Source organism: Streptomyces sp. PTY087I2, from assembly GCF_001687325.1.
Lineage (GTDB): Bacteria > Actinomycetota > Actinomycetes > Streptomycetales > Streptomycetaceae > Streptomyces.
Genome location: NZ_LZRD01000004.1, coordinates 85,380 through 105,073, shown reverse-complemented (window position 1 = coordinate 105,073; position 19,694 = coordinate 85,380). Strand labels below are relative to the sequence as shown.

The following is a 19,694-nucleotide window of genomic DNA, read 5'->3' as shown; positions in this document are numbered from 1 at the left end:
TGTTTAGTCCTCCCCCAGGATCTGCGGCACCTTGAAACGCTGCTGCTCCTGGGCCGGGGCGCCGGAGAGCGCCTGCGCGGGGGTGAGCGACGGACGGACCTCGTCCGCGCGCATGACGTTGGTCAGCGGCAGCGGGTGGGAGGTCGGCGGTACGTCTTGGTCGGCGACCTCGGAGACGCGGGCGACCGCGCCGATGATGTCGTCGAGCTGACCGGCGAAGTGATCGAGCTCTTCGCCCTTCAGCTCCAGACGCGCCAGCCGGGCGAGGTGGGCGACCTCCTCGCGCGTGATGCCAGGCATGCAGCGATCCTCAGGGGTTGGTGTGTGGTTTTGGCCCCAATCCTATGGGGTCCGTCGGGGACGGGTGCCCCGGCCCGATCGGGCTACGCCTGTGCGGGCTCCACTCCCCGGGATCTTCAGGGGGTGTCGGTCTCCGCGGCGCTGTTCACCGCGCCGTTCAGCGACCCGTTCATCGAGCCGGTCGCCGAAGCGGTCGCCGACCCCGCGGCGGCCGCAGCCTGGGCCTTCAGCTCGGCGGGCCGCCGCCAGCCGTGCTCGCCGCGCGCCCGCAGCCAGGCCGTGGTCTCCTGCGGCGGCATCGCGGCCGCCACCAGCCAGCCCTGCACCGCGTCGCACCGCAGATCCCGCAGCCGCTCCCAGGTCGTATCGTCCTCGACGCCCTCGGCGACGACGACCAGGCCGAGCGAGTGGGCCAGGTCGATGGTGCAGCGGACGATCTCCGCGTCCTCGTGGTCGACGGCCAGCCGGGCCACGAAGGAGCGGTCGATCTTCAGCTCGCTGACCGGGAGCCGGCGCAGATGGACCAGGGACGAGTAGCCGGTGCCGAAGTCGTCGAGGGACATCTTCACGCCGTGCGCGGTGAGCCCGGCCAGGGTGTCGGCGGCGCGCTGCGGGTCCTCCAGCAGCACATGCTCGGTGATCTCCAATTGGAGCGCTCCCGCGGGCACGCCGTGGCGGGCGAGGCGGGCCGCGACGCCTCCGGCGAAGCCGGGGGTGTGGACGTCGCGCGGGGAGACGTTGACCGCGACGGGCACGCACAGGCCCTGCGCCCGCCAGCGGGCGACCTGGGCGAGCGCCGTCTCCAGGACGTACTCCGTGAGATGCGGCATCAGGCCGGAGGACTCGGCGATGGCGATGAACTCGTCCGGGGGGACCCGGCCGCGCTCCGGGTGCACCCAGCGCACCAGCGCCTCCAGCCCGGCGACCTGCCCGTCGAAGCGGACCTTGGGCTGGTAGTGCAGTTCGACCTCGCCCGCGTCCAGCGCGCGGCGCAGATCGCCGAGGAGCCCGAGCCGGTCGGGGGTGTTGCTGTCCCGCTTGGACTCGTAGACCTCCACGCCCGTGCGGTCCCGCTTGGCCTGGTACATCGCGACGTCCGCCCGGCGCAGCAGGCCCTCGGCGTCCAGGGCATGGTCGGGGTAGACGGCGACCCCGGCGCTGGCCTCCAGCACGAGGGTCAGCCCGTCGAGGTCGAGCGGCGATGACAGCTCGGCGACGAGATGGCGGGCGACCTGCTGAGCGCTGGTGGTGGAGTCGGTGTGCGGGAGGAGGACGGCGAACTCGTCGCCGCCGAGGCGGGCCGCCTCCGCGCCGCGCGGCAGGGCGAGCCGCAGGCGCTCCGCTATCTGGAGCAGCAGCCGGTCCCCGGCCAGATGGCCGAGGGTGTCGTTGACCGCGCGGAAGCGGTCCAGGTCGATGAGGACCAGCGCGGAGCGGGTGCCGATGGACTCCGCGTCCTCCAGCGCCGACCAGGTCCGCTCCAGCAGCCACTGCCGGTTGGGCAGCCCGGTCAGCGGGTCGCGCAGCTGCTCCTCGGCGCGGGCGCGGGCGATCCAGAGCGTGGAGTCCAGGGCGATCAGGGGCACCGCGAAGAGCGGCAGCAGGATGGGCATGGACATCGCGACGGCGCAGATCAGCGGGGCCAGCCCGAGGAGCGCGACGGCGACGAGGCCCTGGCGCAGCATCGCGGTGCGGGCGATGGTGGGCAGCCCGCCGTTGTGCGGGGCCTGGGCGTACCACAGGAGGACCCGGGTGACGAGCAGATACGTCGACGCGGTCAGGAGCAGTTCCGGGACGGCCGCGATGCCCCAGTCGAGTGGCCGCCAGGGCTCCTCGACGGTGGGGACCACGCCGAACGCGGCCAGCACGAGCGCGGCCGCGCCGATGCCGAGCATGTCGACCCCGCCGTGCAGCAGCCCCTGCCACCAGCGGTGCCGTCGGGCGGTCCCGACGAGCACCACGACGGCGAGGCTGACGAGGACGGCCGGCAGCCAGCCGTACAGCAGGAGCACGGCGAGGGTGAGGGCGGCGCCGGAGCCGGTGCCGCCCCACCAGCGGTCGCGGCCGAGGGCCACCAGATGGCCGACGATGACCCCGGTGAGGACGGCGAAGGACCAGCCCACCACCCCGTCCGGGAAGAGCGCGTGGCCCTGCTCGACGGTCCGGTAGGCCCCGACCGCCAGCAGTAACGCGGCGATCCCCACGACGGCGGCGCCCACCGGGGGCGTGAGGCCGACGAAACCTTGCAGCCGCGACACCGGGGCGGCGCTCTCGGTCGGTTTCATTCCGTCCCTCTCACAGCCGGCGGTGCCGATGACCCTCGGTGGCGCCCGCTCCCGTGCCACCACGGCCCGGTCGAGGGCCGCGCACGGCGGGCGCACCTCTCAACAGTAGGCCGCGAAAGGCTTCCAGGGGCAGCGCTCTACAGCTCTTGCCCGAATGCGAACCGACCACCCGTCACCATCTGCTATTGGCCCGAACGGGTGGTGCGGCAGGGCCATTCGGGGAGCGGACGACCCTTCTTCACCCCTCTGCCCCGTTTCCTTCCCCGCACGGGGCGCGCCACGCCGGGGCAGCGTCTCGAAGGCGTCTCGATCCGGGGAACGGGGCGCGAACGGCGGCCCGGCGGTCGGTTACTCAGCGTCTACGTGCCGCTGTCCGCCGACTCGGTCTCCGGGGCTGCTTCCGGGACGGGCAGGGCGGCTTCCCGGGCGCGTTCGGGTCCGTCTTCGAGCAGGATCGCGAATCCGTCCTCGTCCAGGACGGGCACCTTCAGCTGCATCGCCTTGTCGTACTTGGAGCCGGGGTTGTCGCCGACGACCACGAAGGCGGTCTTCTTCGACACGGATCCGGCGACCTTCGCGCCGAGGGTCTGGAGCGCTTCCTTGGCGCCGTCGCGGGTGTGGCCCGCGAGGGTGCCGGTGACGACGACGGTGAGTCCTTCGAGGGGGCGGGGGCCCTCCTCCTCGTCGGAGCCCTCGTCGGCCATCCGCACCCCGGCCTCGCGCCACTTGCGCAGGATCTCGCGGTGCCAGTCCTCGGCGAACCACTGCTTGACCGAGGCGGCGATGGTCGGCCCGACGCCGTCGGCGGCGGCCAGCTCCTCCTCGGTCGCCTCGTCGATCCGGTCGACGGAACGGAACTGGCGGGCCAGCTCCTGGGCGGCGACCGGGCCCACGTGCCGGATGGAGAGGCCGGTGAGGATCCGGGCGAGCGGGGCCTCCTTGGCGGCGGCGATGCCCTCCAGCATGGCCACCGCGTTCTTCTTCGGCTCGCCCTGCTGGTTGGCGAAGACCGTCGCGATCTTCTCCTCGCCGGTCTTCGGGTCGCGCTTGGGCAGCCCGCTGTCCTGGTCCAGGACGTACGCCCGGATCGGCAGCAGCTGCTCGACGGTGAGCGAGAACAGATCGCTCTCGTCCTTGAGGACGGGCTCGGCGGGCTCCAGCGGGCGGGTCAGGGCGGCGGCGGTCACATAGCCGAAGTGGTCGATGTCGAGGCTCTTGCGCCCGGCGAGGTAGAAGACACGCTCGCGCAACTGGGCGGGGCAGGTGCGGGCGTTCGGGCAGCGGAGGTCGATGTCGCCCTCCTTCATGGGGCGCAGCTCCGTCCCGCACTCGGGGCAGTGGGTCGGCATCTCGAAGGCCTTCTCGGTGCCGTCGCGCAGATCGACGACGGGGCCGAGGATCTCCGGGATGACCTCGCCCGCCTTGCGGATGACGACGGTGTCGCCGATGAGGACGCCCTTGGCCTTGACCACGTTCTGGTTGTGGAGGGTGGCGAACTCGACCTCGGAACCGGCCACTTCGACCGGCTCGACCTGGGCGTACGGGGTGACGCGGCCGGTGCGTCCGACGCCGACGCGGATGTTGACCAGCTTGGTGTTGACCTCTTCGGGGGCGTACTTCCAGGCGATGGCCCAGCGGGGGGCGCGCGAGGTGGAGCCCAAGCGGCCCTGGAGCGGGATCTCGTCGAGCTTGACGACGACCCCGTCGATCTCGTGCTCCACGGAGTGCCGGTGCTCGCCGTAGTAGGAGATGAACTCCCGTACGCCGGCGATGGAGTCGACGACCTTGTTGTGCTTGGCGGTGGGCAGGCCCCAGGCGTGGAGGAGGTCGTAGGCCTGGGAGAGGCGGTCGATGCTCAGGCCCTCGTGGGCGCCGATGCCGTGCACCACCATGTGGAGCGGGCGGGTGGCGGTGACCTTGGGGTCCTTCTGCCGCAGCGATCCGGCGGCCGCGTTGCGCGGGTTGGCGAAGGGCTTGTCGTCGGCGGCGACCAGCCGGGCGTTCAGCTCCTCGAAGTCCTCCATGGGGAAGAAGACCTCGCCGCGGATCTCGACGAGCGCCGGGATGTCGTCGCCCTGGAGGCGGTGCGGGATCTCGGCGATCGTCCGGACGTTGGGGGTGATGTCCTCGCCGGTGCGGCCGTCGCCGCGGGTGGCGGCCCGGGTGAGGCGGCCGTGCTCGTAGGTGAGGTTGACGGCGAGGCCGTCGACCTTCAGCTCGCACAGGAAGTGGTGGTCGGGCGTGCCGACGTCCTTGGCGACGCGGTCGGCCCAGGCGGCCAGCTCCTCGTCGTCGAAGGCGTTGTCCAGGGAGAGCATCCGCTCGCGGTGCTCGACGGAGGTGAACTCCGTGATGTACGGCCCGGCGACCTTCTGGGTCGGGGAGTCGGGGGTGCGGAGCGGGGGGTACTCCTTCTCCAGGGCCTCCAGGGAGCGCAGCAGCCGGTCGAACTCGGCGTCGCTGACGACCGGCTGGTCCTTCACGTAATACCGGAAGCGGTGCTCCTCGATCTGCTCGGCCAGCAGCGCGTGGCTCTCGCGCACGCCCGCCGGGACCGGACTGTCCTGTTCCACCCGCTGTTCGCCCGCCATCGTCCCGTCCTCCTGTGTACCCGTCGTCCCCGTCACTCAGGGTTGTCCGCGAGCGACCTCGCCGCCCGGGCGCTGTGGGCGAGCGCGGTACGGGCGTACGCGGGCGACGCGCCCGCGAGACCGCACGACGGGGTGATCGTGACGGACTCGGCGAGAGTCCCCGGATTCAGCCCCAGCCTGCGCCACAGCGTCCTGACTCCCATGACGCTACCGCCCGGGTCCGACAATGCCGTCGTTGCCGCGTCGGTGGACGGCACCACGCCCAGGAAGAGCTGGGTGCCGCCTTCGACGGCTTCCCCGATCGCCTCCTCCTCACGCTCCGTGAGCAAGGAGAAGTCGAGCGAGATTCCGTCGGCCCCGGCCCGGCGCAGCAGCGCGACGGGCACCTCGGGGGCGCAGGAGTGGACGAGCGTCGTCCCGTCCTCGCCCGCCGCCGCGAGGACGTCGCGCAGGGTCGCCTCGACGATCTGGCGGTCCACGGCGCGGTAGGTGCGGTAGCCGCTGGCGGAGCGGACCCGGCCCAGCAGGACGGCGGTCAGGGAGGGTTCGTCGAGCTGGAGGACGACGCTCGCCCCGGGCATCCGGCGGCGGACCTCCGCGAGGTGGGCGCGGAGACCCTCGGCCAGCGAGCCGGCCAGGTCGCGGCAGGCGCCCGGGTCGGCCAGCATGGCTTCGCCGCCGCGCAGTTCGAGGGCGGCGGCGAGCGTCCAGGGCCCGACGGCCTGGACCTTGAGCAGCCCTTCGTACCCCTGGGTGAACTCCTCCAGGGCGTCCAGGTCCTCGCCGAGCCAGGAGCGGGCGCGGCGGGTGTCGCGGCCGGGCCGGTCGCTGATCCGCCAGCCGCTCGGCTCGACGTGCCCGTACATCTCGACGAGCAGGCCGACGCTCCGGCCGATCATGTCGGCGCCGGGCCCGCGCGCGGGCAGTTCGGCCAGGTACGGCATGCCCTGGCCGTCGGCGAAGGACCCGGTGACGGTCTTCGCCGCCTCCCTCGCGTCTCCTCCGGGCATCGACCCGATGCCGGTCGCCGGACACCCGCTGAACTTGCTCTTCTCGCTCACGCGGGAAGCCTACGGTCCTCGGCTCGCCCCGCGCGTACGCGGGGCGTCAGCGGCCGGGGCGGACCGTGAGGTCGTTGACCTCGGCGTCGCGCGGCAGGTCGATCGCCATGAGGATGGTGGTGGCCACCGACTCGGGGTCGATCCAGCGCTCCGCGTCGTACTCCTTGCCCTCCTGCTGGTGCACCTTGGCCTGCATGGGGCTGGCGGTGCGGCCCGGGTAGACGGAGGTGACGCGCACCCCGTTGCCGTGCTCCTCGTGACGCAGCGAGTCGGCGAGCGCCTTGAGGCCGTGCTTGCTCGCGGCGTACGCGCTCCACCCGGCGTGGGCGTTGAGTCCGGCGCCCGAGTTCACGAAGAGGACGTGGCCCTGGGCGACGCGGAGTTGCGGCAGGAGGAGACGGGTGAGCTCGGCGGGAGCGATCAGGTTGGCATTGAGCTGGAAGTGCCAGGCCTTGGGCGTGAGCTCCCCGACCTCGCCGAGCTCGACGACGCCCGCGATGTGCAGCAGGGTGTCGATCCGCTCGGGCATGGACTGCTGGCCGAACGCCCAGGACAGCCGGTCGGGGTTGCCGAGGTCGCCGACGAGCGTGCGCGCACCCGGGTAGCGCTCGGCGAACTCCTTGGCGCGGCCGGCGTCGCGGGCGAGCAGGACGAGGTCGTCGCCGCGCTCCTGGAGACGGCGGGCGACAGCGGCGCCGATGCCGGAACCGGCGCCGGTGATGAGGTGGGTAGCCATGGGGGGATCCTATGTGCGGGCTTCCTATGGGAGCCCAACGGTTTCCGCCGGGTGGGCACCGGTCCCGTGTCCGGGCCGCTCACTGGAGTCCGGCGGTCTCCTCCAGGTAGGCGAGCGCGCCGACGCCGTCCTTGGCGAAGAAGACGAGGTCGGTCAGGGGCAGCGGCAGGAAGCCCTCGTCCTCCATGCGCTGGAACTGCTGGCGCAGCCCGTCGTAGAAGCCCGCCGTGTTGAGCAGGACGACCGGCTTGGTGTGCTTGCCGTGCTTCTTCAGCTCCAGGATCTCGGTGGCCTCGTCCAGCGTCCCGGTCCCGCCGACCATGATGACCACAGCGTCGGCCTTCTCCAGGAGAAGCGCCTTGCGCTCGGCGAGATCGCGGGCGATGACCATCTCGTCGGCGTTCGGGCGGGCGCTCGCGGCGAGGAATTCGACCGACACCCCGACGAGCCGGCCTCCTGTCGCCTGCACACCGTCCGCGACGACCTTCATCAGGCCCTTGTCCGATCCGCCCCAGACCAGGGTGTGGCCGCCTCTGCCGAGCAGCTCGGCGAACTCCCGGGCGGGCACGGTGTAGCGGTCGTCGAGGTCGGCGGCGGAGAGGAAGACGCAGATGTTCATGGGCCAACCGTACGGCCCGCCTCGGACACTCCCCCGTTCCGGGGACGGATCAACGTACGGGATCGGCGTACGGGATCGGCGTACGGGATCGGCGTACGAGGAAGAACCCGGCCCCGTACGCCGCTGAAACAGGCATGACTGCCACCCGAGGACACCGCATCACCGTCGAGCAGGGCACCGAGCATGTGCGGGCCGTGCACGACGGACAGGTGCTGGCCGAGAGCCGCCGCCCGCTCGTGCTCCGCGAGACCGGCTGTCCGGTCCGCTCCTACCTGCCGCCCGAGGACGTCCGCACCGAACTGCTCGCCGCGTCGGACACCTCCACCCACTGCCCGTTCAAGGGGGATGCCTCCTACTGGTCGCGGCCCGGGGCCGCCGATCTCGTCTGGGCCTACCCGGACCCGAGGCCCGAAGTCGCCGCGATCAAGGACCACTTCTGCTTCTACGCCACGGAGACGGTGGCGGACTGACCCTCGATTCGTCCGCCCGGGAAATTTTTCCGGGCGGAGCGATGAGTTTCCCGGACCGCCCCGGTCTCCTCTCCCATGGACAGGATTCTCTCCGCCGACGGCACGCCGATCGCCTACCGCCGCCAGGGCGAGGGGCCGCCGCTGGTGCTGGTCGGCGGGGCGCTGAGCGTGGCCGCGACCGACGCGGCGCTGGCCGCTCTGCTCGCGCCGCGCTTCACCGTGCTCACCTACGACCGGCGGGGCCGGCGCCAGCGGTGACACGGGGCGCTCGACCGTCGCGCGGGAGGTCGAGGACCTGGCCGCCGTCGTCGGTGCGGCCGGGGCGGGCGCGTCGGTCTTCGGAATGTCCTCCGGCGGGGCGCTGGGCCTGGAGGCGGCCGCCGCCGGACTCCCGGTGGAGCTGCTCGCCGTGTACGAGCCGCCCTACACGCCGGGGACGTCCGGCCTGCGGTTCAAGGCCCGCTGCACGGCCCGGCTGGAGCGGCTGCTGGCGGCCGGGGACCGGGGCGGGGCGGTGGAGCTGTTCCTGTCCATGACGGGCGTCGCCGAGGAGACGGCCGCCCGGATGCGGCGCACCCCGGTGTGGGCGGAGCTGGAGGCGAGGGCGCACACCCTGGCGTACGACGACGCGCTGCTGGGCGACGGGGCGATCCCGGCCGAGCGGTTCTCGGCGGTCGCCGCCCGGACCCTGGTGATCTGCGGCGGCTTCAGCAGCGCCCCGGCCCGGGCCGCGACCCGGACCCTGGCCGAGGCCCTGCCGCGCGGCCGGCACCGCACGCTGACGGGCCAGATGCGCGAGGTGGCGCCGCAGGTGCTCGCGCCGGTGCTGACGGAGTTCTTCGCCAGGGACGTGTACGCGTACCGAAGGGCGTCCTAGCCGGTACGCGGGCGGGGCTCGGCCGCCCGGGCCCGGGTCGCCCGGTCTCAGCCGCCCGCCGCCACCCGCTCGCGGCGCACAGTCGTGGCGATGGTGGCCGAGCCGACCACGCGTGTGCCGTCGTAGAGGACGACCGCCTGGCCGGGGGCGACGCCCCGGACCGGCTCGGTGAAGGTGACGTTCAGCTCGGAGCCGTCGACCAGCTCGGCCGTCACCTCGGTCTCGCCGCCGTGGGCGCGCAGCTGCGCGGTGTACGTACCCGGGCCGGACGGGGGCGTTCCGCACCAGCGGGGCTTGATCGCGGTCAGGGCGGTGACGTCCAGGGCCTCGACCGGGCCGACGGTGACCGTGTTGTTCACCGGGGAGATGTCCAGGACGTAGCGCGGCTTGCCGTCGGGGGCCGGGTGGCCGATCTTCAGGCCCTTGCGCTGGCCGATGGTGAAGCCGAACGCGCCCTCGTGGGTGCCCAGCTTCGTACCGGACTCGTCGAGGATGTCGCCCTCGGCCGGGCCGCCGAGGCGGTCGGCCAGGAAGCCCTGGGTGTCGCCGTCGGCGATGAAGCAGATGTCGTGGCTGTCGGGCTTCTTGGCGACGGCCAGGCCCCGGCGCTCGGCCTCGGCGCGGATCTCGTCCTTGGTGGTGAGGGTGTCGCCGAGCGGGAACATGGCGTGGGCGAGCTGCTTCTCGTCCAGGACGCCGAGCACATAGCTCTGGTCCTTGGCCATGTCGGACGCCCGGTGCAGCTCGCGGCTGCCGTCCTCGGTGAGCACGACCGTGGCGTAGTGGCCGGTGCACACGGCGTCGAAACCGAGGGCGAGGGCCTTGTCGAGCAGCGCGGCGAACTTGATCTTCTCGTTGCAGCGCAGGCAGGGGTTGGGCGTGCGCCCGGCCTCGTACTCCGCGACGAAGTCCTCCACGACGTCCTCGCGGAAGCGTTCCGCCAGGTCCCAGACGTAGAACGGGATACCGATGACGTCGGCCGCGCGGCGGGCGTCCCGGGAGTCCTCGATGGTGCAACAGCCGCGCGCCCCGGTCCGGAAGGACTGGGGATTCGCGGACAGGGCGAGGTGGACACCGGTCACGTCGTGGCCCGCCTCGACGGCGCGGGCGGCGGCGACGGCGGAGTCCACGCCGCCCGACATCGCGGCGAGGACACGCAGGGGGCGCTGGGAAGTCTGAGTCATAGCCCCTCCAGGGTACGGGTCGCCGGGAACCGAACGCTCGCGGATAAGCGTTGACGATCACATGGGGAAGAACGGGAGCACCCGGGCCGCGCGCAAGCCGTCGGGAAAGCCTTCGCGGAAGAAGCCGGCGGACGGCGTCAGCCGCCGCGCGCTGCTGATCGGCGGCGGCGCGGTGGCGGCCGCCGGAGCCGCCGCCGTGCTCGCGCGCGACAAGGTGAAGCGCCTGTGGTGGCAGGTCCCCGGCGTCGAGAAGCCCCGGAAGCCGGGTGAGCTGGATTACGCGGGGGCGACCTGGGTGGCCGCGTCGGAGGCGAACTGGCGGCGTGCGGACCGGCCGGACGACTTCCCCATCGACCGGGTGATCATTCATGTCACCCAGGGCAGTTTCGCCAGCGCGGTGAAGGTGTTCCAGGACCCCGCCCACCGGGCCGCGACGCACTACATCGTGGGGCAGGACGGGCGGGTGGTGCAGATGATCCGCGAGCTGGACGTGGCGTACCAGGCGGGCAACCGCTCCTACAACGAGCGGGCCGTCGGCATCGAGCACGAGGGGTTCGTGGACCGGCCGAAGGACCTCACGAAGGCGATGTACGCGTCGTCGGCGCGGCTCACGGCGTCGATCTGCGCGCGGTACGACATACCCATCGACCGGGAGCACATCATCGGGCATGTGGAGGTGCCGGGCACCGACCACACCGCCCCGGGGCCGCACTGGGACTGGGACCGGTACATGGAGCTGGTGCGGCGGGCCGCGACGGCGCCGCCGAGCCCCACGCCCTCGCCGTCGGCGAAGGCGTAGCGGAGCCGGGACGGGGACGGCCCTCGGCAGCCGAGCCCGCCCGGTTCGCACCCGGCTCGGCTGAGTCCGGCCGTACGCGCCTGCCTCAGCTGAGCCCGGCCGTCCGGGCCCGCTCGACCGCCGGGCCGATCGCCTCGGCGAGCGCCTTCACGTCGTCCTCGGTCGAGGTGTGGCCGAGCGAGAAGCGCAGGGTGCCCCGGGCCAGGTCCGGATCGGTCCCGGTGGCGAGCAGTACGTGACTGGGCTGGGCGATCCCGGCGGTGCAGGCGGAGCCGGTGGAGCATTCGATGCCCTGCGCGTCCAGCAGCAGGAGCAGGGAGTCGCCCTCGCAGCCGGGGAAGCTGAAGTGGGCGTTGGCGGGCAGGCGTCCGGCCGGATCCGGGTCGCCGCCGAGCACGGCGTCCGGCACGGCCAGGCGCACGGCGGTCACCAGCTCGTCGCGCAGCCCGCCGACCCTGCGGGCGAACTCCTCGCGCCGCTCGGCCGCCAGCCGTCCGGCGACGGCGAACGAGGCGACGGCGGGCACGTCCAGGGTGCCGGAGCGTACGTGCCGCTCCTGGCCGCCGCCGTGCAGGACGGGCACGGGGGTGTGGTCGCGGCCCAGCAGCAGCGCGCCGATGCCGAACGGGCCGCCGATCTTGTGTCCGCTGACCGTCATCGCGGCCAGCCCGGAGGCGGCGAAGTCGACCTCCAGCTGGCCGAAGGCCTGGACCGCGTCGGCGTGCATGGGGATCCCGAACTCCGCTGCCACCGCCGCCAGTTCACGTACCGGCATGATCGTGCCGATCTCGTTGTTGGCCCACATCACGGTGATCATCGCGATGTCGTCGGGGTTGCGGAGGATCGCCTCGCGCAGGGCTTCGGGGTGGACCCGGCCGTGGCGGTCGACGGGGAGGTAGTCGACGTTCGCACCCTCGTGTTCGGCGAGCCAGTCGACGGCGTCGAGGACGGCGTGGTGTTCGACGGGGCCGGCGAGGACCCGGGTGCGGCGGGGGTCGGCGTCGCGGCGGGACCAGTAGAGGCCCTTGACGGCAAGGTTGTCGGCCTCCGTGCCACCGGAGGTGAACACCACCTCGCTGGGGCGGGCGCCGAGCGAGTCGGCGAGGGCTTCTCTGGACTCCTCGACGGTGCGGCGGGCCCGGCGTCCGGCGGCGTGCAGCGAGGACGCGTTGCCGGTGACGGAGAGCTGGGCGGTCATCGCCCCGATCGCTTCGGGGAGCATCGGGGTGGTCGCGGCGTGGTCGAGGTAAGCCATGGTGGGGCCGATTCTACGAGCCCGGGGTGAGGCGCATGCCGGGCGCGTCACGGCCTGGTCCCCGCGCACGGCTTCGTGGGGTGCGGTGGACCGGTGCGGAGAGCGGCCGGGCCCCGGCCCGGAGCCCGATCCGGAACGGGGAGAGCGCGGCTCGCGGGGCCGCTTCGGGGCGTGCGTCAGCCGCCGATGCTCCAGGCGACGGTGCCGTTGGCGGTGACCAGGGCGGCGAGCACGGCGAGGTCGGCGACGCCCAGGGCGAGGCCGAGGAAGGCGCGGCCCCGGCGGCGGGTGCGACGGGCCAGGGCCAGCAGCGCCATCACGATCGCCATGGGCCCGAGCACGATGTTGAAGATCAGCAGCCCGACGAGGCCGAGGACGAACGAGGCGACGGCGAGACCGTCCGCCTCCCGGCCGGCGGCCCGGCGGGGAGCGGGGTCGGTGGTCTCTTCCGGCGTCGCGCCCGGGTCGACGACGTCCTTGCCGAGGTCGGCGTCCGCGTCCTTGCCGGAGGCGGTGTCCGTGCGGCGGGTGCGGTCGATGAGGGTGAGGGTCATGGTGCGAGCTCCTTCGGATCGGTTCCGGGAAACGGCAGGCTCGGCGGGTGCGGGTGCGGTGCGTCGGTGCGTACGGCGGGTCAGTGGGTGCGGCGCGACGCGCGCTCGCGTATGGCGAAGATCAGCAGCCAGCAGCCGATCACGGCCGCGGCGGCCAGGGTCAGCGGCAGCGGGATGTGGGCGGCCGCCCCGAGGAGAATCCCCAGCAGGAGCAGCGCGGCGACGAGGACGAGCACGGCGGAACCTCTCTGTGCGACGACGAAAGCCGTTCGGAGTACGAGTGTTCACTGACTCGAAAGTCTAAACCCCACACCCTTCCCCTGACTCGGAGAACGGTTGTTTACTGAATGGCATGAGTCACACTCCCGTCGGCATCCGCCAGACCCAGAAGCTCAGGACGCGCCAGGCCCTCCTGGACGCGGCGCTCGCCCTCCTGGAGCACCAGAGTCTGAGCAGCCTGGGACTGCGGGAGGTCACGCGGGCGGCCGGGGTCACCCCGACGGCCTTCTACCGGCACTTCGAGGACACCGCGGCGCTCGGCGTCGCCCTGGTGGAGGAGACGCTGGGGAGCCTGCACGGGCTGATCGCCGCGGTGCTCATGGAGACGGGCGACAGCGATGAGCGCCTGGACCGGAGCGTGGCGGTGATAGCGCGTCATGTCGGCGCGCAGCCCGCCCACTTCCGGTTCATCGCCCGGGAGCAGCACGGCGGGGTCGGCCCGGTGCGCGCGGCGATCGCGGCTCAACTGCGGCGGTTCGCCGAGGAGGTGGCGTGCGCGCTCGGCCAGGAGCCGGGGGCGGCCGGCTGGAGCGAGGAGGATCTGCTGATGCTCGGCGGCCTCTATGTGGACCACATGGTGATCACCACGTCGACCCTGCTGGAGGCCGGCCCGGAGGGCGAGGCGGAGGTCGTCCGGGTGGCCCGGCGGCGGCTGCGGCTGGTCACCATCGGGCGGGCGCACTGGCTGGACGAGGGGTGACGGACGTACGCCCCTGACGGCCTCGGCGCCCGCCCGGGACCGACCTCCCGGACGGGCGCGGCAGCCGTTCCCGTACGCCCGGCTCGTACGTCCGACGCGCACGGAAACCGTGCTCGTACGCCGGTACGCGCGTACGCCCTACTTCGTGCGCGGGGCCTTGGCGAGCTGGCGGGACTGGGCGACGAGGCGGTCGGCGCTGTCCCAGACCTCGGCGTCCTCCTCCAGGAAGCCGCCCGCGAGGTTACGGGTGGTGATGGCGACGCGCAGCGGGCCCGGGGCGGGGCGGCAGCGGATGTGGGTGGTCAGCTCGACGGTGGGGGTCCAGCCGGTCAGGCCCAGCTCGAACGAGGTCGGCGGCAGGGCGTCCACGGTGAGCAGCAGCGACAGCGGGTCCGGGTCGCGGCCGTCGGCCAGGCCGAACCAGCCGCGCATCTCGCCCTTGCCGGACGGGGCGCCGACCGCCCAGCCGACGGTGGCCGGGTCGAGCCTGATGTCGAGGCGCTCGGTGATGGCGGAGCTGCCGGGGATCGGGGCGTCGCCGTCGGCCGCGCCGAGGCAGTGGTCCCGGTCGGGCATGGCGGGCGGCAGGGCCGTGGTGCGGACGTCGTCGGGGAGCGTGTCCAGGTCGCCGTAGGTGGCCAGGACCCGGATGCGCTCGATCTCGCTGCCGTCCTCCGCGTACTGGAAGAGGGAGGCCTGGCCCGTGGACAGGGTGCGGCCGGTCCGGACGGCCTGGGTGCGGATCACCGCCGGGCCGGGCACGGAGGCGGTGAGGTAGTGCGCCGAGACGGAGAACGGGTCGGAGTGCGGCAGGGCCTCACCGAGGGCCCGGCCGAGCAGGGCCAGCAGATAGCCGCCGTTGACGGCGTGGATGATCGTCCAGCCCGCGGAGAGCTCGGCGTCGTAGACGCCCTCCTCGCGCAGGGTGACCGCCGTGTCGCGGTCGAACTCGCTGTCGCCGATGGTCGCCGGGGCGGTCCGCGCCGCTCCGGTCACTGCCTCAGTCGCTGCCTGTGCCATGGCATGCACGGTACATCCACCATCCTACTGAGCGGTAGCTTTTTGTGAGCGCCGTTACCCGGCCGCCCCGCCCTACGTCGCCGCCGGTCCCTCCTCCGCCCGCGCCGAGGACCGGTTGTACGCACGGGGCGCCCGCCAGTGGAAGCGCAGCGCCAGCAGCCGCAGGACGAACGCGGCGATCACCGCCATCCCGCTGGTCAGCGCGTTCAGGGTGTCGAAGCGGATGCACAGGACCACCATGGTCGCGCCGACGATCGCGGGCACCGCGTACAGGTCGCGGTCCCAGCGCAGCAGCGAGGGCACCTCGTTGGCGAGCACGTCGCGCAGCACACCGCCGCCGACCGCCGTGGCCAGGCCGAGCGCGGCGGACGCGGTGAGCCCGAGGCCGTACTCGTACGCCTTGACCGTGCCGGTCACACAGAACAGGCCGAGCCCCGCCGCGTCGAAGACGTTGACGCCGACCTGGATGCGTTCCACGTGCGGGTGGAGGAAGAAGACCAGGCCGGCGGCGAACAGCGGGGTGATGAAGTAGCCGAGGTCGGTGAAGGCGGCGGGCGGGATCGCGCCGATCATGACGTCACGGAACAGCCCTCCGCCCAGCGCTGTCACCTCCGCGAGAACCGCGATGCCGAAGACATCGAAGTTCTTGCGGACGGCGAGCAGGGCGCCCGAGATCGCGAAGACGAAGATCCCGACGAGGTCGAGCGCATGCTGGACGGAGGGCGTGAACAGTTCGGTGAGCACCGGGCAATTGTGCCGGTCCCGGACGCTCCCTAGGCCTTGGGGCTGCCCTCCGCCTTCTCCGTGGCGTCGGCTGCCGGGGGCTCGGCCTCTTCCTCGGTGTCCGTCGCCTTCTCCTTGGCGTCCGCGTCGGCCTGGGCCGGTACGGTCGCGGGCGCCTTCTCGGGGGTGTCGCTCTCCGAGACCTCCACCGCCTCGGCCGCCACCGTCTCCGTCCCCGTGACCGCCTCGATGCCGGTCGCCAGGGTCTGCTTCACCGTTCCGGCCTCGATCTCGGCCGTGAAGTGGCAGGCCACCTTGTGCCCGTCGCCCGTGTCCAGCAGCGGCGGGCGCTCCGTGGCGCACTTGGTCTCCTGCACCCACGGGCAGCGGGTGTGGAAGCGGCAGCCGGCCGGCGGGTTCGCCGGGGAGGGCAGGTCGCCGTGGAGGAGGATGCGCTCGCGGCGGTCCTCCACCTCGGGGTCGGGCACCGGGACGGCCGACATCAGCGCCTTGGTGTACGGGTGCCGGGGCTTCGCGTACAGCGCGTCGCTCGGGGCCTCCTCGACGAGCCCGCCGAGGTACATCACCCCGATGACGTCCGAGATGTGCCGGACGACCGCGAGGTCGTGCGCGATCACCAGGTAGGTCAGGCCGAGGGACTCCTGGAGTTCCTCCAGCAGGTTGATGACCTGCGCCTGGACCGAGACGTCGAGCGCGGAGACCGGCTCGTCGCAGATGATCACGTCCGGTTCCAGGACCAGCGCGCGGGCGATGCCGATGCGCTGGCGCTGGCCGCCGGAGAACTCGTGCGGGTAGCGGGAGAGCGCGTTGGCCGGCAGGCCGACCTTGGCCAGGATGTCCTTGATCTTCTCCCGGCGCTCCGCCTGGTCCTTGCCGATGCCGTGGGCGGCCATGCCCTCGGACAGGATCGACTCGATGTTCTGCCGGGGGTTGAGGCTGCCCAGCGGGTCCTGGAAGACCATCTGGAGGCGGCGGCGGAAGGCCCGCATCTCCTCGCCCGGCAGCTTCGCCAGGTCGGTGCCGTCGAAGACGACCCCGCCGTCGGTGATGTCGTTCAGCCGCAGGACCGCCCGGCCGAGCGTCGTCTTGCCGCAGCCCGACTCGCCGACCAGGCCGTACGTCTGACCGGCCTCGATGGACAGCGAGACACCGTCGACCGCGTAGACGTGGCCCACCGTACGGTCGAAGAAGAGGCCCTTCTTGACCGGGAAGTGGACTTTGACGTCGTCCAGTTCGAGAAGGCTCATGCCGGGACCTCCGCTGTGGGCAGGACCGGGTTGACGCAGCGCACCTGGTGTCCGGCCGTGCGTGGTTCGGTCAGTTCGGGGGTGCCGGTGAGGCACTCCATCGTGTAGTGGTCGCACCGGGGTGCGAACGCGCAGCCGTCGGCCCAGGCGATCTTGTCGTTGATGGAGCCGCGGATCGGGTTGAGCGGCTCGCCGCGCGGTGCGTCCAGCCGCGGGATGGAGCCGAGCAGCCCGTGCGCGTACGGGTGGGTGGGGTGGGCGAACAGCTCGCGGCGGCCCGCCGATTCCACCGCCCGTCCGGCGTACAGGACGTTGACCTCGTCGCAGAGGCCGGCGACGACACCGAGGTCGTGCGTGATCATCAGCAGGGCGGTGCCCTCCTGGTCGACCAGCTCCTTCAGGAGCTCCAGGATCTGCGCCTGGATGGTCACATCGAGTGCCGTCGTCGGCTCGTCGGCGATCAGCAGCCGGGGCGCGCAGGCGACCGCCATGGCGATCAGCGCCCGCTGGCGCATACCGCCGGAGAGCTGGTGCGGGTACTCCTTGAGCCGCCGGTCCGGGTCGGGGATGCCGACCCGGTCGAGCAGGGACGCCGCTTCCTTGCGGGCCTTCTCGCCCTTCAGGCCGCGGTGGCGCTGGAGGATCTCGGTGACCTGGACGCCGATCGGGACGACCGGGTTCAGCGAGGACAGCGGGTCCTGGAAGATCATCGCGAGCTGGCTGCCGCGCATGTCGCGGAGCTTGCGCTCGTTCATGGTCAGCAGGTTCTGGCCGTCGAACTCGGCGCGGCCGCCGATCCGCACGCCCTTGCGGGGCAGCAGCCCCATCAGGGCGAGGGAGGTGACGGACTTGCCGCAGCCCGACTCGCCGACCAGGCCCACGACCTGGCCCTGGTCGACGGCGAAGGAGACGCCGTCGACGGCCGTGGCGTCCTTGCGGCCGCGGGCGGTGAAGGTGACGCTGAGTTCCTCAACGGAGAGCAGTGACATGGGACTTCAGCCTCGCAACTTCGGGTCGAGGGCTTCGCGCATGGCCTCGCCGAGCAGGGTGAAGCCGAGGGCGGTGATGATGATCCCGACGGCCGGGTAGGCGGCCATCATCGGCTCGTTGTCGAAGAAGCGCTGCGCCTGGGAGAGCATCACGCCCCACTCGGGAACGGCCGGGTCGGGGTTGCCGAGCCCCAGGTAGGACAGGGCCGCGGCCTCGATGATCGCGGTGGCCAGGCTCAGGGTGGCCTGGACGATCACGGGGCTCAGCGAGTTCGGCAGGATCTGGGTCAGCACGATCCGCTTGCGCCGGATACCGACCGCCTTGGCGGCGAGCACGTAGTCCGCGCCGCCCTGCACCAGCATCGAACCGCGCAGCAGGCGGGCGAAGATGGGGATCTGGACGACACCCACGGCGATCATCACGGTGGTCAGCGACTGGCCGAGCACGGCGGCGATGGAGACCGCGAGCAGCAGCGAGGGCAGCGACAGCATGATGTCGGTGAAGCGCATGATCACGGTGTCGACGCGCTGCCCGGCCTTGCCGCCGAGAGTGGCGGCGGCTCCGGAGAGCACACCGACGACCGCGCCGACGATCAGGCCGATGAGCATGGAGACCACACCGACGAGGAGCGTCTGCCGGGCGCCGACGAGCCAGCGGGAGAACATGTCGCGGCCCAGGTGGTCCAGGCCGAACCAGTTCTCGCCGCGCATGCCGACGAACTTGCCCTGGTTGGGGAAGACCTCGCTGCGCCAGTTCTGCGCGGTCGCTCCGTGCGGGGCCAGCATCGGCCCGACGACGGCGACCAGGATGAACACGGCGATGATCGCCGCGCCGATGATCGCCATCTTGCTGGAGCGCATCCGCCGGAACGCCTCGCGCCACAGGCTGCTGCCGCTGACGCTCTCGGTGCTCTGGGTCAGCTCGGCAAGACGGTCGATCTTGTCTGCTTTGTTGGTCAGGATCGTCACGTCAGTGCACCCGCACTCTCGGGTCGATGATGCTGTACGCGAGGTCGACCAGCAGGTTGATCAGCACGTACACCATCGCGATGAAGAGAATGAACCCGACGAGGACCGGGTAGTCGCGGCCGTCGATCGCGGTACGGATGAAGGAGCCGATGCCGCCGAAGTCGAAGACGGACTCCGTGAGGACCGCGCCGGAGAGCAGGCTGCCGGTCAGCAGGCCGACCGCGGTGATCACCGGCAGCAGCGCGTTGCGCAGCACGTGCCGGCCGCGCACGGTGCCCTTGTCGAGGCCCTTGGACTCGGCGGTACGGATGTAGTCCTCGCCGAGCACCTCCAGGACGCTGGCGCGCGTCATCCGGACGATCACGGCGAGCGGGATGGAGGCGAGGGCGACGGCGGGCAGGACCAAGTGCATGATCGCGTCCCAGCTGGCGTCGAACTCGCCGGTCAGCACCCCGTCCAGCACCGCGAATCCGGTGACGTCGGTGGCGTTGATGCCAGTGGTGAGGCGTCCCTGGCTGGGGAACCAGCCCAGCTCCACGGAGAAGATCCCGCGCAGCAGCATGGCCAGGAAGAAGACCGGGATGCAGATGCCGAGCAGCGATCCGGAGACCGAGGCGACGTCCAGCCAGCCGCCGCGCCGCTTGGCCGCCAGGTAGCCCATCGGAATGCCGACGGCCACGGCGATCAGGATCGCGGCGACGCTGAGCTCCACGGTGGCCGGGAAACGCAGGGCGAACTCGTCCCACACCGGCTGGCCGGTCTGGGTGGAGGTGCCGAGGTCGAGCTCGAAGATGCGCTTGAGGAAGCGCCAGTACTGGACGTGCACCGGCTCGTCGAGCCCGAGTGCACGGTTGATTCTCGCCACTTCGGCTTCGGTGGCCCGCTCGCCCAGGATCGCTGAGGCGGGTCCGCCGGGCAGTCGGTTCAGCCAGAGGAACAGCAGGACCGACAGGCCGAGCAGGGTGGGAATGAGCTGGAGAAGTCTTCTTACGACGAGTCGCAGCACCCCGCATGC

Annotated in this window: 19 protein-coding genes and 1 pseudogene; 4 read left to right on the top strand and 16 right to left on the bottom strand. The window is 72.2% G+C overall.

Features of this window, described 5'->3' with window-relative positions; genetic code table 11:
* Nucleotides 1-3: 3 nt before the first annotated feature.
* The 6 genes from gatC to A3Q37_RS05280 form a co-directional block, all read right to left on the bottom strand.
* Nucleotides 4-300, bottom strand: a complete 297-nt coding sequence (gene gatC, locus A3Q37_RS05305) for an Asp-tRNA(Asn)/Glu-tRNA(Gln) amidotransferase subunit GatC (protein ID WP_003966094.1) — start codon at nucleotides 298-300, stop codon at nucleotides 4-6.
* Nucleotides 301-416: 116 nt separating this feature from the next.
* Nucleotides 417-2,585, bottom strand: coding sequence for a bifunctional diguanylate cyclase/phosphodiesterase (locus A3Q37_RS05300; protein ID WP_065478211.1), 2,169 nt, complete (start codon nucleotides 2,583-2,585; stop codon nucleotides 417-419).
* Between the two features lie 359 nt (nucleotides 2,586-2,944).
* Entirely contained in the window at nucleotides 2,945-5,176 is a 2,232-nt protein-coding gene (gene ligA, locus A3Q37_RS05295) for an NAD-dependent DNA ligase LigA (protein WP_065478208.1), read from the bottom strand.
* Between the two features lie 32 nt (nucleotides 5,177-5,208).
* Nucleotides 5,209-6,237 (bottom strand): methionine synthase, encoded by a 1,029-nt coding sequence (locus A3Q37_RS05290; RefSeq protein ID WP_065478205.1) that lies wholly within the window; start codon nucleotides 6,235-6,237, stop codon nucleotides 5,209-5,211.
* A gap of 46 nt (nucleotides 6,238-6,283) precedes the next feature.
* Entirely contained in the window at nucleotides 6,284-6,973 is a 690-nt protein-coding gene (locus A3Q37_RS05285) for an SDR family oxidoreductase (RefSeq protein ID WP_065478198.1), read from the bottom strand.
* A 79-nt stretch (nucleotides 6,974-7,052) separates the two neighbouring features.
* Nucleotides 7,053-7,592 (bottom strand): TIGR00730 family Rossman fold protein, encoded by a 540-nt coding sequence (locus tag A3Q37_RS05280; protein WP_006127764.1) that lies wholly within the window; start codon nucleotides 7,590-7,592, stop codon nucleotides 7,053-7,055.
* Nucleotides 7,593-7,726: 134 nt separating this feature from the next.
* On the opposite strand from A3Q37_RS05280, the gene A3Q37_RS05275 reads away from it, so the two are divergent.
* Both A3Q37_RS05275 and A3Q37_RS05270 read left to right on the top strand, forming a co-directional pair.
* A complete protein-coding gene (locus A3Q37_RS05275; protein ID WP_065478194.1) occupies nucleotides 7,727-8,062 on the top strand; it encodes a DUF427 domain-containing protein in 336 nt (111 codons plus the stop codon).
* A 75-nt stretch (nucleotides 8,063-8,137) separates the two neighbouring features.
* Nucleotides 8,138-8,939, top strand: a pseudogene (locus tag A3Q37_RS05270) (alpha/beta fold hydrolase).
* Nucleotides 8,940-8,986: 47 nt separating this feature from the next.
* On the opposite strand, the gene mnmA reads toward A3Q37_RS05270, so the two are convergent.
* On the bottom strand, nucleotides 8,987-10,123 hold the full coding sequence (gene mnmA / locus A3Q37_RS05265) for a tRNA 2-thiouridine(34) synthase MnmA (RefSeq protein WP_065478193.1): 1,137 nt from the start codon (nucleotides 10,121-10,123) through the stop codon (nucleotides 8,987-8,989).
* Nucleotides 10,124-10,184: 61 nt separating this feature from the next.
* Here mnmA and A3Q37_RS05260 point away from each other — a divergent pair, with 61 nt between their 5' ends.
* Nucleotides 10,185-10,922 carry an N-acetylmuramoyl-L-alanine amidase gene (locus A3Q37_RS05260; protein WP_065478190.1) on the top strand — a complete coding sequence of 246 codons (738 nt, stop codon included), beginning with the start codon at nucleotides 10,185-10,187 and terminating at the stop codon, nucleotides 10,920-10,922.
* A gap of 85 nt (nucleotides 10,923-11,007) precedes the next feature.
* Here A3Q37_RS05260 and A3Q37_RS05255 read toward each other — a convergent pair whose 3' ends face one another.
* The 3 genes from A3Q37_RS05255 to A3Q37_RS37145 all read right to left on the bottom strand — a co-directional run bounded on the left by A3Q37_RS05255 (nucleotide 11,008) and on the right by A3Q37_RS37145 (nucleotide 12,967).
* Nucleotides 11,008-12,177, bottom strand: coding sequence for a cysteine desulfurase family protein (locus tag A3Q37_RS05255; protein WP_065478187.1), 1,170 nt, complete (start codon nucleotides 12,175-12,177; stop codon nucleotides 11,008-11,010).
* Between the two features lie 176 nt (nucleotides 12,178-12,353).
* Nucleotides 12,354-12,731: a hypothetical protein gene (locus A3Q37_RS05250; RefSeq protein ID WP_065478185.1), complete on the bottom strand. Its 378-nt coding sequence runs from the start codon at nucleotides 12,729-12,731 to the stop codon at nucleotides 12,354-12,356.
* 80 nt (nucleotides 12,732-12,811) lie between these two features.
* Entirely contained in the window at nucleotides 12,812-12,967 is a 156-nt protein-coding gene (locus A3Q37_RS37145) for a hypothetical protein (RefSeq protein ID WP_176711351.1), read from the bottom strand.
* A 116-nt stretch (nucleotides 12,968-13,083) separates the two neighbouring features.
* On the opposite strand from A3Q37_RS37145, the gene A3Q37_RS05245 reads away from it, so the two are divergent.
* The gene (locus tag A3Q37_RS05245; protein ID WP_065478181.1) at nucleotides 13,084-13,710 is read left to right on the top strand and encodes a TetR family transcriptional regulator; all 627 of its coding nucleotides are present in this window, start codon (nucleotides 13,084-13,086) and stop codon (nucleotides 13,708-13,710) included.
* A gap of 138 nt (nucleotides 13,711-13,848) precedes the next feature.
* Here A3Q37_RS05245 and A3Q37_RS05240 read toward each other — a convergent pair whose 3' ends face one another.
* The 6 genes from A3Q37_RS05240 to A3Q37_RS05215 all read right to left on the bottom strand — a co-directional run bounded on the left by A3Q37_RS05240 (nucleotide 13,849) and on the right by A3Q37_RS05215 (nucleotide 19,685).
* Nucleotides 13,849-14,730, bottom strand: coding sequence for a thioesterase family protein (locus A3Q37_RS05240; RefSeq protein WP_176711350.1), 882 nt, complete (start codon nucleotides 14,728-14,730; stop codon nucleotides 13,849-13,851).
* Between the two features lie 72 nt (nucleotides 14,731-14,802).
* A complete protein-coding gene (locus tag A3Q37_RS05235) occupies nucleotides 14,803-15,474 on the bottom strand; it encodes a trimeric intracellular cation channel family protein (RefSeq protein WP_065478172.1) in 672 nt (223 codons plus the stop codon).
* Nucleotides 15,475-15,503: 29 nt separating this feature from the next.
* Nucleotides 15,504-16,721 (bottom strand): oligopeptide/dipeptide ABC transporter ATP-binding protein, encoded by a 1,218-nt coding sequence (locus A3Q37_RS05230; RefSeq protein WP_065478166.1) that lies wholly within the window; start codon nucleotides 16,719-16,721, stop codon nucleotides 15,504-15,506.
* On the bottom strand, nucleotides 16,718-17,710 hold the full coding sequence (locus A3Q37_RS05225) for an ABC transporter ATP-binding protein (protein WP_065478164.1): 993 nt from the start codon (nucleotides 17,708-17,710) through the stop codon (nucleotides 16,718-16,720). The genes A3Q37_RS05230 and A3Q37_RS05225 overlap by 4 nt, the downstream gene beginning before the upstream one ends.
* A gap of 6 nt (nucleotides 17,711-17,716) precedes the next feature.
* Nucleotides 17,717-18,679: an ABC transporter permease gene (locus A3Q37_RS05220; RefSeq protein WP_065478161.1), complete on the bottom strand. Its 963-nt coding sequence runs from the start codon at nucleotides 18,677-18,679 to the stop codon at nucleotides 17,717-17,719.
* Between the two features lies 1 nt (nucleotide 18,680).
* Entirely contained in the window at nucleotides 18,681-19,685 is a 1,005-nt protein-coding gene (locus A3Q37_RS05215; protein ID WP_006127747.1) for an ABC transporter permease, read from the bottom strand.
* Nucleotides 19,686-19,694 lie beyond the last annotated feature (9 nt).

Bases quoted from the DNA above. Each gene is read 5' to 3' on its own strand.
- A3Q37_RS05285 (WP_065478198.1), bottom strand. From the start codon at position 6,973: ATGGCTACCCACCTCATCACCGGCGCCGGTTCCGGCATCGGCGCCGCT.
- mnmA (WP_065478193.1), bottom strand. From the start codon at position 10,123: ATGACTCAGACTTCCCAGCGCCCCCTGCGTGTCCTCGCCGCGATGTCG.
- A3Q37_RS05255 (WP_065478187.1), bottom strand. From the start codon at position 12,177: ATGGCTTACCTCGACCACGCCGCGACCACCCCGATGCTCCCCGAAGCG.
- A3Q37_RS05275 (WP_065478194.1), top strand. From the start codon at position 7,727: ATGACTGCCACCCGAGGACACCGCATCACCGTCGAGCAGGGCACCGAG.
- A3Q37_RS05230 (WP_065478166.1), bottom strand. From the start codon at position 16,721: ATGAGCCTTCTCGAACTGGACGACGTCAAAGTCCACTTCCCGGTCAAG.
- ligA (WP_065478208.1), bottom strand. From the start codon at position 5,176: ATGGCGGGCGAACAGCGGGTGGAACAGGACAGTCCGGTCCCGGCGGGC.
- A3Q37_RS05280 (WP_006127764.1), bottom strand. From the start codon at position 7,592: ATGAACATCTGCGTCTTCCTCTCCGCCGCCGACCTCGACGACCGCTAC.
- A3Q37_RS05245 (WP_065478181.1), top strand. From the start codon at position 13,084: ATGAGTCACACTCCCGTCGGCATCCGCCAGACCCAGAAGCTCAGGACG.
- A3Q37_RS05240 (WP_176711350.1), bottom strand. From the start codon at position 14,730: ATGGCACAGGCAGCGACTGAGGCAGTGACCGGAGCGGCGCGGACCGCC.
- A3Q37_RS05300 (WP_065478211.1), bottom strand. From the start codon at position 2,585: ATGAAACCGACCGAGAGCGCCGCCCCGGTGTCGCGGCTGCAAGGTTTC.
- A3Q37_RS05260 (WP_065478190.1), top strand. From the start codon at position 10,185: ATGGGGAAGAACGGGAGCACCCGGGCCGCGCGCAAGCCGTCGGGAAAG.
- A3Q37_RS05250 (WP_065478185.1), bottom strand. From the start codon at position 12,731: ATGACCCTCACCCTCATCGACCGCACCCGCCGCACGGACACCGCCTCC.
- A3Q37_RS05225 (WP_065478164.1), bottom strand. From the start codon at position 17,710: ATGTCACTGCTCTCCGTTGAGGAACTCAGCGTCACCTTCACCGCCCGC.
- gatC (WP_003966094.1), bottom strand. From the start codon at position 300: ATGCCTGGCATCACGCGCGAGGAGGTCGCCCACCTCGCCCGGCTGGCG.